Origin of the sequence: Dongia sp. (assembly GCF_041910485.1) — a bacterium.
Classification (GTDB): Bacteria; Pseudomonadota; Alphaproteobacteria; order Dongiales; family Dongiaceae; genus Dongia.
Genome location: NZ_JAYRQR010000045.1, coordinates 32,282 through 44,995 on the forward strand (window position 1 = coordinate 32,282; position 12,714 = coordinate 44,995).

A 12,714-nucleotide genomic window follows, 5' to 3' on the forward strand; every position below is an offset into this window, starting at 1 on the left:
CACCTGGGTGGAAGCGGGGTTTTTTTGTGACTTGGCGGCCGGTTGGTGGTTTTTCCTTGCAGCGGCGGGCGATTGGTCTTTATTTGCAGTGCAGCATAAGCCGCGCCGGCATCTTGACCGGCCGGCATGAGCCCCGAAAGAGACCGTTATGGATATCAGCAAGATTAAAATCGGCGAGAACCCGCCCTACGACCTCAACGCGATCATCGAAATTCCGCTCGGCGGTACGCCGGTGAAGTATGAACTCGACAAGGATTCGGGCGCGATGTTCGTCGACCGTTTCCTCTATACGGCGATGTTCTATCCCGGAAATTACGGCTTCATCCCGCACACCTTGGGTGGCGACGGCGATCCCTTGGACATCATCGTCCTGGGGCCGACGCCGGTCGTTCCCGGCGCCGTGGTGCGCTCGCGTCCCGTCGGTTGCCTGATGATGGAAGATGAGGCCGGCGGTGACGAGAAGATCATCGCCGTGCCGGTCGACAAGCTCCACCCGTTCTACTCGAACGTCAGTTCGTACCGTGACCTGCCGGAGGTTCTGCGTGAGCAGGTCCGCCATTTCTTCAGCCATTACAAGGATTTGGAGAAGGGCAAGTGGGTCAAGTTCGCGCGCTGGGCCGAACCGGAGGAGGCTGTCGACCTCATCCGCAAGGGCATCGATGCCGCGAAAAGCGCCAAATAACGCGCAATAAACGGAATAATTGCTGCGCAATACGCGCATTTTTGTTACGTTTTTGTTGACGAATGCCGCGGCCTGTGCGATAAGGAACTCCTGTTTCCAAGATCCACCAGCGCCGCGGCCCCTCCCCCAGGAGAGTGACTTGGCTGGCAGCTCGGCGGATGACCCGGCCAACTGCCAACAGGAGGGTGCGTAAGAAACATGACTCCACCGGCGATATGTTCCCACAATCTGGCTCAAGACAGCAGATTGAAGCGTCAGCTTCCATTCTGAGAGCCGGGGATTCCGAGGGGTGCGTCCTGGACCCGAGGTCCAAGCACCGCAGGTCGGCAAGCGATCCGGCCAGATAGATCCCCGCGACATGACGCGAAACCCGCCGGGCCAAGGCCGCGGCGGGTTTCTTCTTTGCACGGCACCCTTTCCCAATCCGCCATCTGCCGGGCATAGTGGCGCCGAAGAAAAAAGATTCTCCCGAAGCAAGGGGCAGGGGCAGCAATGACGGCATTTTCCCTTTCCGGCCAGGTGGCGCTGGTGACCGGCGCGTCGGGCGATCTCGGCCGCCATTTCGCCTCTGTCCTCGCCGAAGCGGGTGCCGCCGTGGCGCTGATGGCCCGCCGCGGCGATCTGGTCGCCGCCGAGGCCGAAAAGCTCACCGCTGCCGGCCATCGCGCCGCCGCCGTCACCGGTGACATCACCCAAGCGGCCAGCATCAACGCGGCCTTCGCCGCAGCCGAGAACGCGCTGGGGCCGATCTCGCTCCTCGTGAACAATGCCGGCATCTCGCTCACCGTGCCGGCACTCGATCTTGCCGACAATGATTGGGACCAGGTGATGGATACCAATCTCAAAGGCGCCTGGCTCGCAGCACACGAGGCGGCAAGGCGCTGGGTTGCGGCGAAGACACCCGGCAATGTCATCAACATCGCCTCGATCCTGGGCCAGCGTGTCGCCAGCCAGACCTTGCCTTACGCCGTGTCGAAGGCCGGCATGATCCAGATGACACGCGCCTTGTCGCTGGAATGGGCGCGGCACAATATCCGCGTCAACGCCCTGGCGCCCGGCTATATCCGTACGGCCCTCAATGACGAGTTCTTCAGCACCGAGGCCGGCGCCGCCCTCATCAAGCGCATCCCGCAGCGCCGCCTCGGGACGCTGCAGGATCTCGACGGGCCGTTGCTGCTGTTGGCCTCCGACGCGTCGCGCTACATGACCGGCTCGGTTCTCACGGTCGATGGCGGCCATCTCAATTCCAGTCTCTAGAAAGGCCCATTCATGGATTTCTCGATCAGTCCGCGCGCGGCGGAATTTGTCCGCCAGATCGACGCCTTTCTGGACGCGCATGTCATCCCGCTCGAAGCCGACCGGGCCAATTTCGATGCCGGCGAGAACATCCGCGAGGATCTCCTGGAAAAGCTGCGCGCCAAGGCGATGGCGGCCGGCCTGTGGAATTTCCAATTGCCCGAACGTCTCGGCGGCAAGGGCCTCCACTTCACCGAACTGGTGCCGATCTACGAAGCGGCGGGCCGCTCGATCTTCGGCCCCGTCTGTTTCAACATAGCGGCCCCCGACGACGGCAACATCCATCTCCTCTGCCGCGTGGCGACGCCGGCGCAGCAGGAGCGCTGGCTGTTGCCGATCGTGCATGGCGAAGCGCGCTCGGCCATCGTCATGACTGAGCCGGATCCCGGTTCCGGTTCCGATCCCGCCGGCATGATGCGCACCACGGCCGAGAAGCGTGGCGATAAATGGATCGTGCACGGCCGCAAATGGTTCATCACCGGCGGCGAGGCGGCCGAGCATTTCATCCTGCTGGCGCGCACGTCGGATGATCCGCGCCACGGTCTTACCGCTTTTCTGTTCGACCGCGACCAGCCAGGCTGGCGCATCGAGCGCCGCATCCCGATCATGGGACCGGAAGAACATGGCGGGCATTGCGAGCTCATTTTCGACGGGCTCGAAATTCCGGACGAAAACCGCCTGATGGGGGTGGGCGAGGGGATGAAGGCCGTGCAGATCCGCCTCGGCATCGCGCGCCTCACGCATTGCATGCGTTGGCTCGGCCTTTCCAAGCGCGCGCTTGATATCGCTTCGCGCCATGTGCAGCACCGCAAGGCCTTCGGCACGACCTTGATGGAACATGAAGGCGTCCAATGGATGCTGGGTGAGGCGGCCATGCAGGTGCAGATGGGGCGCCTGCTGACCTATAACGCGGCTTATCAGCTCGACCTCGGTCACCGTGCACGCAAGGAAGTATCGATGGCCAAGGTTGCGGTTGCCGATTGCCTGCACAAGGCCGTCGACACGGCCATCCAGCTCCTGGGTGCCAAGGGCTATTCCAAGGACACGATCCTGGAATGGATGTACCGTTATGCGCGACAGGCGCGCCTCGTCGATGGTGCGTCGGAAGTGCACAAGATGGTCCTTGCCCAGCATCTGGCGAGCGAGGGTGCCGATTTCTGGAAATGGGGTTGAAGCGTGCTGGCGAATAAGATCAAAGCCGTCGAGGAGTTCATCCGCCGCGAAAGCGGCGCGGCGCACGTTTCGGCAGAGCTGATCGGCCGTCTTGGCGGCGGCGCCATTCAGGAAAACTGGGCGCTCGACCTAGATCTCGACGGCAAGGTGCATGCCGTGGTCCTGCGCGCCGACGCGCCGAGCGGCATTGCCGAAAGCTGGGGCAAAGTCCAGGAATTCGCGTTGCTGAAGGCGGCGCGCGCCACGGGCGTCAAGGCGCCGGCACCCCTGTGGCTCGAGCCAAGCGGTGAGATCATCGGCCAGCCCTTCTACATCGCCGAGCGGCTTTCAGGCTCCGCTGATCCGCGCAAGCTCGTGCGCAATATCGAAGAAGAGCAGGGCGAAGCGCTGGCGCGGGAACTTGGTGCCGAATTGGCGAAGCTCCATCAAGTGACGCTCGCGTCGGCTCCGGCGGATCTTGCTTTTCTGCCGAAGCCGTCGGCGCTGGTCGCAGAGAGGCTCGCCCATCATCGCGCCCAACTCGACCGCCTGCCGGAGGCGCAGCCGGTTCTCGAATGGGCCATCAACCGTCTTGAGGACGAAGCCTCCACTTATGCGCGCGGCGCCGAGGCGCTGCGCTTGTGCCACCGTGACTTCCGCACCGGCAACTATCTGGTCGCGGACGGCAAGCTTACCGGCGTTCTCGATTTCGAATTCGTCGGCTGGTCGGACCCGTACGAGGATCTCGGCTGGTTCTGCGCCCGCTGCTGGCGTTTCGGCATGTATGGGGCGGAGGCGGGTGGAATCGGCAGCCGCGCCGCCTTCTATGCCGGCTACGAAGCGGGCGGCGGGGGGGCTGTCGATGATGGCAAGGTGCGCTATTGGGAACAGATGGCTGCACTCCGCTGGGCCATCATGTCGCTGGAGCAGGCTGAACGTCATCTGTCGGGGCGCGAGCGCTCGATGGAACTGGCGCTGACCGGCCTCGTCTCGCTCGAAATGGAATATGACCTGCTGGTCGATCTGCGGTTGCCGGGCTTCAAGCCGCTGCCGAAGAAGCGTCATGGTGAAGGAGATGCCGCATGAAGCAGAGACCTGGCGTCGACGCGCTGCTGGATGCCGCTTTGGCGACGCTGCAAGAGGACCTTCTGCCCACCCTTAATGGGCGACAGAAGTTCCAGGCGGCGATGATTGCGCGCGCGATCTCGGTCGCGAAGCAGGATTTGGAGAGTGCCACGGACTCCCGTCGTGATGAGTTGCAGAGCTTCCAGCGTCTCTACGACGGCAATGTCGGTGACGATCTCGGTGCCCTGCGGCGCCGATTGGCGGCCGATATTCGTGCCCGCAAGTTCCGGCCCGGTACGCCTGAGGAAACGCGCCTCATCGATCATCTGGTCGACACGACAGCGGCAGAGCTCCGTATCACCAACACCAAATATCTCGCGCAACGCCAACGTGGCCGGGGCGCGGAATCGGCGGTCTAGGCATCGGCTGTGCGTCCGGCGATGGGTTGCCCGCGATTTTGATTCTAAAGGGGTGCTTTCACAATGGGTCGGGATGAGCGGCGATGCGACTTGCATGGCGACCGCTGCATCGGTGACGATTGAGATCGCAGCTAAAGAGGGGCCGCTCGTGAATTTTATCATCGTCTTCATTGGGGCAGGAATCGGCGGTGCCATTCGGCACGGTGTGAATTCGCTGACATTGCGCTTCCTCGGCCCCGATTTTCCGTGGTGGACGCTGATCATCAACGTGCTCGGGTCGTTGGCGATGGGACTGGTTGCAGGCTACTTCGCTCTCCGGGGCGAGGCGAGCCAAGCATGGCGCCTCTTTCTGACGACCGGCGTTCTTGGCGGCTTCACGACGTTTTCTGCCTTCTCGCTCGACACGGCGATGCTCTACGAACGCGGCGCACTGGCACCGGCTGCATTGTATGTGCTGGGCTCGGTTGTGATGTCGATCGCCGCTGTTTTTCTGGGGTTGGCGGTCATCCGGGCAAACGTCGGCTGATGGCCTCAGCGAGAGGACAATCGTCCTTGCTGGCACGTTCGAGGATCCAGTCCCTCCTCTCATTCGGAGAAATATACCTTCTTCTGAATGTGAACCCCACATGTTGTTAACGAAGCCGGCGATACAATCTGCTGCTCCGGATCGCTGACATGAGGTTGTGACGTATGGGTCGACGATGGCTTGTACAGTTTCTGTTTTCATTGCTTCTGTTGACATCGCTGGAGGCTGACGCGCTGGCAGAAAGTGGCGCGCGGATCATTTTTGTCACGCACGGCCAGCCCGATGATCCGTATTGGACCATTGTCAAGAATGGCATGAGTGAAGCTGCGGCACGGGTTGGTGCCACGGTCGAATATCGGGCGCCGGCGAATTTCGATCTCGGCGAGATGAAGGCGTTGGTTGACGCTGCTGTCACGTCGCATCCCGATGGCCTGGTCGTATCGGTGCCAGATGAAAGCGTTCTTGGTCCGGCACTCAAGGCGGCAACGATGGCGCAAATTCCAGTCATCATCATCGACTCTGGAAGCCCATCTCTGGCGAAGAAGGTCGGTGCCTTGTACTTCATGGGCCAGCCGGAATTTGGGGCTGGAATCGAAGCCGGGTATCGAGCACGCGAACGCAGCTTCAAGCATCCGGTGTGTATCGACCATGAGGTTGGAAATGTCAGCCTTGAAGCCCGCTGCCACGGCTTCAGCAGCGGCATTGGTGCCAATGCACCGGTTCTGGAAACGTCATTGCAGGCCGGTGCTGTTGAGCGTGATCTTGGTGCCTATCTCGCCGCGCATCCCGAAACGGATTTCATTTTGAGCCTCGGCACGGCCGTCGCCGAAAAGGTCATCGATATTGTTGGACGGTTGCCTGTGGAACGGCGCCCGAGCATCGCGGCATTCGATGTTTCACCTGGAGTGCTCGCGGCCATCGCCGACGGTCGCATGCTTTGGACGATAGATGCGCAGCCATACTTGATGGGCTATGTTCCGGTCGTCACGCTCGATCTTTTGAAACGCTACAAGCTGCGTCCGGTTGTGGCCGACGGACTCTATGCGACTGGCCCCAGCATCATTGAGAAGACTGACGCGACGGCGCTGCAAGCGCTGACGCCCGGTGTGCGCTAGAACCGCGCATCAACCCCATTGATCTTTGGCGCCTTGTCGCTTGCCGACGCGATTGCTGCTGATGTTTGGCAGTGGAATCTCAGGCGATGGCCTTCCATACAGCCAGCCTTGACCCAGGTCCGTGCCGAGTTCCAACAGGCACTTGTGTTGGTCTTCGCGTTCGATCATCTCAGCCACGGTCTTGATATTCAGGCAGCGGCAAGTGGTCAGCACGCCCTGGACGATCGCGCGCTCCCGCAGTGATTCCGTGATGCTCTTGATATAGGCGCCGTCGATCTTCACGAAATCCACCTGCAACTGCTGCAGATAGGGCAGGGACGAAGCCCCGGCACCAAAATCATCGAGGCATACCAGGTGCCCGGCACTGCGCAAATGGTCAACGGCGCGGGCAGCCTTGGGCAGGTCATCCAGCTTGGCTGATTCAGTGACCTCGACAATCAAATGGTTCCGGTTCTTGCCCAGCTTGGCCGCCAGTTTATCGAACATGTCGATGAAATTGTCATTGAGCAGCGAACGGGCCGACATGTTGACGGCCAGCCGCAGGTCTCGCCCCTTTTCGGCGGATTGCTCGATGCGCGAAATGGCACCATAGGCGACTGCCAGATCCAGCTCATGGACGATATTGATTTCCTCAGCGAACATGACATCGGCAAAGGGGGACCGGCCATCCTCGAAGCGCAGCAGGACCTCGTAATGATGTGGTGCCCGGTCCTGCAGATGCACGATCGGCTGGAAATGCAGATTGATCCGATGCTGGTGAATGAGATCGCGCATGGCAACGACCCGGCTCAATACCTCAGCCGTCATGCGTTTGAAGTACTTGTCAGCCTCACCCGCATCGAAATTGGCGACGCCTTCGCTACTGAATTTTCCGACCACGTAGGAGAGGATGCTTTCGACATCGTCATCCGCCAACGAGGACGCTTGGAACGAAATCGTCTTGCCGGCAGCGTGGATGGCCTCCCGGCTGACATCGTAACTGTCGCCGACTTGGTTGATCGCTTCGATGATTGAATTCGGGTCCATGTCGTCCAAATGGGTCACGCCGAATTTTCCGTCACCAAGCTTGGCAGCGGCATCCGGCACCAGGGCATGCAGCTTCAATTGGGCGCCGATCTCCGCCATCAGCGATTCCGCGCGCGCTGGCCCCATGAGACGGTTGAGTTCTTCGACCTCACAGATTTCGAGCAAGGTGAGGCAAGCAGACCTGCCTGATTTCCTGGCCTCCTGTACCGCACGAGAAGCCGCGTAGGTGAACTCGACTGCTTCCGTCAGGCCGGTGATGCGGTCACGGCGTCTGGCGCCGCTGTGGGGGACGGCGTTGAGGGCGGCGTTGCTGATACTGAGGAAATAGTGTGCCTGGTCCTTCTTGAGTGACCGGTTTATGCAGGTGGCTAAGGTCAAATGCTGGTCACCGGTGCTGTTCGGCTGCGGCTCGCTGGCTTCCGCCAGTATCAGGTTGAGGTCGCGCCGTCTTTGACCGGGCAGGAGGTTGCGCAGTGCCGTTTTCAACAAGATGGCATCCGGTGTCGTCAGCAAGTCGGCGAGCGGCTTGCCGGTCAACCACTCTGTGTCGACACCCAGGATCGATTTGACCGCGCCGCCAGCCCAGAGGACGCGGCTGGTTTCATCCAGCTCCAAAAGGACATCAGCGTTTGAGAACGCAAAGCCGACAAAGCGGTCGCGTTCCTCGCGCAATCGATCGCTCAAAGGTACAGTCATTGCCTATTTCGAGGTCCCCGGCGGAATAGAGCGCAGGCCATCCACGTATTTATTCCCCCTGCAGACAATTTTCCGTACTTAGGGTTAAAATTGTATCAAACAATTGATGTGCAATGCATAATAGAATAAGAAAAATTACCTAGGCGAGCAAAGTTTTGCTTGTGTTCGGCCGTCTCCGATTTCGTTGCCAGAAGAGTGAGTTACGCGCTATCCAGGGGCGAAACCATCGTATCGGGGAGTTTTGTCCATGCGTAAGCTTCTAAAGAGCCTTGCCGCATTGGTGCTAGCAGTGGTCCTCTCACTGCCGGCCATTGCAGCGGCAGATGAATCCAAATCCACACTCGATCAGATTCTCGAGCGTGGCACGCTGCGGGTCGGCACGACCGGCGACTATCCGCCTTATTCTGAACTCGACACGGCCACCAACACCTATAAGGGCTACGAGATCGATGTGGCGAACCAACTCGCCGCCGATTTGGGTGTGAAGGTCGAATTCGTGCCGACGACTTGGGAAACGCTCGCCGCTGGTATTCAGGCCGGCAAGTATGACGTGGCGGCGTCCGGCATCACCTTGACGCTGGAACGGCTGAAGAGCATCGGCTTCTCGGCGCCCTATCTGGACTCGCCCCTGGTGCCGCTGGTGCAGTCGAAGGACGGCGCCAAATATGCCGTGTGGCGTGATCTCGACAAGGAAGGCGTCCGCATCGCCGTCCAGTCGGGCACCTCGGCCGAGGAATCCGCGAAGAAGAACTTCACCAAGGCCGAAATCGTCCCGATCGTGGCGCCCGCGCTCGACTACCAGGAACTCCTCGCCGGCAAGGTGGATGCTGCCATCACCGATACCGTCTTCATCAAGAAGGCGCTGGCGCAATATGCCGACAAGCTGGTCGCCGTCGATCCGACGCATGCGATCGAAGGACAGCCCAATGCCATGATGACGGTTCGCGACGATTTCGTCTGGCGCAACTGGCTGGACACCTGGGTCGCAACTCGCACCCAATCCGGCTTTTTCGACGCCCTCTTCACCAAATGGATCGCGGGCAGCTGAATTTGAACGGAGATCGGTATATCGGCAACCTCCCCCCGAACGGGGGGAGGTTTTTGTTTGTCTTCCGGCGCTGGGCTGTGTTCCTTGCGCCGCTCTTGCTTGCCGGCTGTGGAGATTGGACGCCCCTGGTGCCGGGTACGCCCAAGGGTGATCAGCATTTCTGGTTTTTGCTGGCAGGCATCCAGTACACGCTGGTGATCTCATCTTACGCGATCGTGTTCGGATCGTTGATCGGGCTGCTGGGCGCCATGATGTGGCGCTCGAAGCATCGTGGCGCCCGGCGCATCGCCTGGATCTATGTGGAAGGCTTCCGCATGGTGCCGCTCTTCGTGCTGCTGCTGTGGATCTATTACGCGCTGCCGATCGCCATCAATGAACTGCCGGATGAATACCGCGATCTACCGGGCCTCGATCTGCTGGCGCAAATGACGCCGTTCACGGCGGCTTGCATCGGCCTGTCGCTCAATTCCGGCGCGTTTCTGGTCGAAATCTTCCGCGCTGGCATTGAAAGCGTCTCCAAGCAGCAGGTGGATGCGGGTCTTGCCTTCGGGATGTCGCGACCGCTCCTCATGCGCCGAATCATCCTGCCGCAGGCGGTGCGCCGGATGCTGCCGCCGATGACCAGTCAGTTCATCTCGATCGTGAAGGATTCATCCCTCGGCGGCGCCATCGGAGTCATGGAGATCACCCGTCGCGCCATGCTGCTGCAGACGCAGATCCTCCATCCGATGGAGATCTATACGTTCCTGACACTGCAATACATGGCGATCCTGGTCCTGCTCACCATGCTCGCCCGCTATCTCGAGCGGCGCTATCCGCAACACATCTAGTCGAGCAGTTTCTCGGCGCGACTCATCGGCTCGTCTGCCGACTGGACCAGGGCCTCGAAAGCGGCCCGCAACTGCTCGCAGCGCAGGGTCGCGGCCTGCGACAGGACCTTGGTCACGATCTGGTGGCGGGCGTGGAACTGCACCAGATCGACCGAGACCTCGCGCGGCAGGGAGCCCAGCTTGTCGGCATTGGCCTCGAAGACCGTCATCGGCGGTAAGGCGATGCTCGCCAGTTGTGCCGTCGGAATGGGTAGATCCTGGATCAGGCTCGCGGTACCGTCGAATGCGGCCTGCGCCGCGGCGCGGACTGCGAGCACTTCGCCCAGCAGGTTGGCAAGCAGGCCCTGCATATCGCTCTCCGCCAGCGCCTCACGCGCGCGGCGGCGACTGCCGGTCACGAACAGGGCAATGAGGCCGGCAATCGCCAGGAACCCGATCAGCGGAATCTGAATCAGCCAGCCGCGTACCAGATCGCGGTCGATCGCCGTTGCCGGTGGCGGCGCCTGCTCAAGCTTCACAGGCTCTGCGTCCGGCTTCGTCCACAGGCCCAGATTGCGACCGCGCGCTTCGGTTTCTGCGGCGTCATAGCGTGCCGCGCGTTCGCGTTCTTCGGCGTTTTGCGATGTGACCTGCCGATAGACGGCCGCCATGCCGCCAGCGAGCATCGCCTCGGCAACATCATCCTCGCCGATCTTGCAGGTGCCGGTGAGATGCTTCTGATCTTCACCGCGACCGAGCACTTGGCAGGTCAGGCGCTGACCGTCGATGAGGGCCTGCAGTGCCACGCGCGCCTCGGGACCCATCGGCACGGTCATCAAGGGGGCGGCGATGCCGTCCAGCTGGAAGATCACATCGCCGATCGCAATCTCATCCCCATCAATGGCTTGGCCGGTTCCTTCGAGGGTCGGCGGCACAGGCGGATCGAGGGGGGTGGCATCGACATCGCCCACCGGAACGGCCGGGGGCGGGGGCTGCAGCGGATTCTTGGTCTTGGCGGCAGCCGGGCCGGCGAGAACAAGGGCGAAGAGGGCGGCGCCGGCGAGGGCGATCTTAATCTTCATTGAAAATCCTAGACTTTTTCTGCGTCCCTGGCGGTCTTGGTAAAGAGCGCGGGGGCCAGCGTCAATGGGGGTCTGGACAGTGAGCTTGAAACTGAATAAGCATTCAATAATTGAACGGGTATTCAGCTTGAAGGGGGGCGAATGGCACCGAAATACGACGCGATCGTCATTGGCGGGGGCCATAACGGGCTCGTAACGGCGGCTTACCTGGCCAAAGGGGGCGAGAAGGAGGGCAAGAACAAGCTCAAGGTCCTCGTCCTCGAGCGCTACCACAAGGTCGGCGGGGCGGCGATGTCGGAGGAGATCTATCCCGGCTTCACCTATTCGACCTGCTCCTATGTGTGCTCGCTCCTTCGGCCGGAGATCTTCCGCTTCCTCGATCTGCCGCGGCACGGGCTGCAGGTGATCCCCTATGAGATCAACTCGTCGCCCAATCCGGAAGGCGAGGGGATCGTCACTTATTCGGACCATGACCGCACGCGTGAATCGCTGCGCCGGCATTCGATCAAGGATGCCGAGGCCTATGATCACTATGCCGCCGAGATCAGCCGGCAGTGCCGCTTCATCAAACCGCTGCTGATGGTGACACCGCCCGATCCGACGCAGATCAACCCGTTCGCTCAGAACAAGATCAACCCGTGGGGCAAGCGCACGGACCTTGAAGGGTTGCTGAAGATCGCGCGCGAATTCGGCCGCATGGGCGAGAAGCAGATGTATGAGATCATCCGCTTCTGGACGATGTCGATCGGCGATTTCCTCGATGAATATTTCGAGACACCGCGCTGGAAGGGCTTTGCCGCCGCCTCGTCGATCATCGGCACGGCGCTGGGGCCTTATTCGCCGGGCACCGCCTATGTGCTACTGCACCATTATATGGGCGAGGTCGACGGGCAGATCGGCGCCTGGGGCTTCGCGCGCGGCGGCATGGGCTCGGTCTCGAAAGCTATCGCCTCGGCCGCGACCGAAGCTGGCGTCGAGATCAGGACCAATGCGGAAGTCGACAAGATCATCGTCCGCAACGGCAAGGCGGTCGGTGTCACCCTGAAGAATGGCGAAGAGATTTATGCGCGGACGGTGGTGAGCAATGCCGACCCGAAGCGCACCTATCTGAAGCTGATCGAAAAATCGGACCTCGACGCGATTGATCCGGACATTCATACCTACGCCAAGAACTTCAAGATCCGGGGCTCGTCGGGCAAGCTCAACATCGCACTCGACGGGCTGCCGCAATTCGCCGGCCTGCCGAAGGAATCGGCCTGGGGCACGGTCGATATCGGTGGCGATTTCGATTACATCGAACGGGCCTATGACGATTACAAATACGGTTCCTGGTCGAAGCGGCCGTTCCTCGACATCGTCATTCCAACCACGGTCGATCCGACCATGTCGCCGCCGGGCAAGCACTTCATGTCGGTCTTCGTGCAATACGTGCCCTATAAACTCGCCGAGCAACCCTGGACGCCGGAGATGAAGGCGGCGTTCGAGAAGGATGTGCTCGACACGATCGAGATGAATGCGCCGGGTTTCAAGAAACTGATCCTGCATTGCCAGACGCGCACACCGTGGGACATCGAGAACGAGGTCGGCCTCACGGAAGGCAATATCTTCCAGGGCGAGTTGACGCTCGACCAGATGCTGTTCAACCGACCGTTCCCGGGCCTTGGCCAATATCGCGGGCCGTTCGACAATTTCTATATGTGCGGATCGGGGACGCATCCAGGTGGTGGCGTGATGGGCGCGCCCGGTGCCAATGCGGCGCGCGAGATGCTCAAAGACTTCAAGCACGGGGTGGTGTGAC

Annotated in this window: 12 protein-coding genes; 10 read left to right on the forward strand and 2 right to left on the reverse strand. The window is 61.1% G+C overall.

The window, feature by feature from the left end:
- Nucleotides 1-148 precede the first annotated feature (148 nt).
- The 7 genes from ppa to ACE3PP_RS14385 all read left to right on the forward strand — a co-directional run bounded on the left by ppa (nt 149) and on the right by ACE3PP_RS14385 (nt 6,255).
- The gene (gene ppa / locus ACE3PP_RS14355) at nt 149-682 is read left to right on the forward strand and encodes an inorganic diphosphatase (RefSeq protein WP_374383443.1); all 534 of its coding nucleotides are present in this window, start codon (nt 149-151) and stop codon (nt 680-682) included.
- Nucleotides 683-1,174: 492 nt separating this feature from the next.
- Nucleotides 1,175-1,939: an SDR family NAD(P)-dependent oxidoreductase gene (locus tag ACE3PP_RS14360; protein ID WP_374383445.1), complete on the forward strand. Its 765-nt coding sequence runs from the start codon at nt 1,175-1,177 to the stop codon at nt 1,937-1,939.
- Nucleotides 1,940-1,951: 12 nt separating this feature from the next.
- Nucleotides 1,952-3,151: an acyl-CoA dehydrogenase family protein gene (locus ACE3PP_RS14365; RefSeq protein ID WP_374383446.1), complete on the forward strand. Its 1,200-nt coding sequence runs from the start codon at nt 1,952-1,954 to the stop codon at nt 3,149-3,151.
- A 3-nt stretch (nt 3,152-3,154) separates the two neighbouring features.
- On the forward strand, nt 3,155-4,216 hold the full coding sequence (locus tag ACE3PP_RS14370) for a phosphotransferase family protein (RefSeq protein ID WP_374383448.1): 1,062 nt from the start codon (nt 3,155-3,157) through the stop codon (nt 4,214-4,216).
- On the forward strand, nt 4,213-4,614 hold the full coding sequence (locus ACE3PP_RS14375; protein WP_374383450.1) for a DUF6285 domain-containing protein: 402 nt from the start codon (nt 4,213-4,215) through the stop codon (nt 4,612-4,614). Before ACE3PP_RS14370 ends, ACE3PP_RS14375 begins: the two co-directional genes overlap by 4 nt.
- A 94-nt stretch (nt 4,615-4,708) precedes the next feature.
- Nucleotides 4,709-5,140, forward strand: a complete 432-nt coding sequence (crcB, locus tag ACE3PP_RS14380) for a fluoride efflux transporter CrcB (RefSeq protein WP_374383452.1) — start codon at nt 4,709-4,711, stop codon at nt 5,138-5,140.
- A gap of 164 nt (nt 5,141-5,304) precedes the next feature.
- Nucleotides 5,305-6,255: a substrate-binding domain-containing protein gene (locus ACE3PP_RS14385; protein ID WP_374383454.1), complete on the forward strand. Its 951-nt coding sequence runs from the start codon at nt 5,305-5,307 to the stop codon at nt 6,253-6,255.
- 9 nt (nt 6,256-6,264) lie between these two features.
- On the opposite strand, the gene ACE3PP_RS14390 is transcribed toward ACE3PP_RS14385, so the two are convergent.
- Complete coding sequence (locus ACE3PP_RS14390; RefSeq protein ID WP_374383456.1) at nt 6,265-7,977, reverse strand: EAL domain-containing protein; 1,713 nt, start codon at nt 7,975-7,977, stop codon at nt 6,265-6,267.
- A 247-nt stretch (nt 7,978-8,224) separates the two neighbouring features.
- Here ACE3PP_RS14390 and ACE3PP_RS14395 point away from each other — a divergent pair, with 247 nt between their 5' ends.
- Both ACE3PP_RS14395 and ACE3PP_RS14400 read left to right on the forward strand, forming a co-directional pair.
- The gene (locus ACE3PP_RS14395; protein ID WP_374383458.1) at nt 8,225-9,025 is read left to right on the forward strand and encodes a transporter substrate-binding domain-containing protein; all 801 of its coding nucleotides are present in this window, start codon (nt 8,225-8,227) and stop codon (nt 9,023-9,025) included.
- A gap of 53 nt (nt 9,026-9,078) precedes the next feature.
- Nucleotides 9,079-9,855, forward strand: a complete 777-nt coding sequence (locus ACE3PP_RS14400; protein ID WP_374383460.1) for an amino acid ABC transporter permease — start codon at nt 9,079-9,081, stop codon at nt 9,853-9,855.
- Here ACE3PP_RS14400 and ACE3PP_RS14405 read toward each other — a convergent pair.
- Entirely contained in the window at nt 9,852-10,916 is a 1,065-nt protein-coding gene (locus ACE3PP_RS14405) for a thermonuclease family protein (RefSeq protein WP_374383462.1), read from the reverse strand. The genes ACE3PP_RS14400 and ACE3PP_RS14405 overlap by 4 nt on opposite strands.
- 141 nt (nt 10,917-11,057) lie before the next feature.
- Here ACE3PP_RS14405 and ACE3PP_RS14410 point away from each other — a divergent pair, with 141 nt between their 5' ends.
- Complete coding sequence (locus tag ACE3PP_RS14410) at nt 11,058-12,713, forward strand: phytoene desaturase family protein (protein WP_374383464.1); 1,656 nt, start codon at nt 11,058-11,060, stop codon at nt 12,711-12,713.
- Nucleotide 12,714 lies beyond the last annotated feature (1 nt).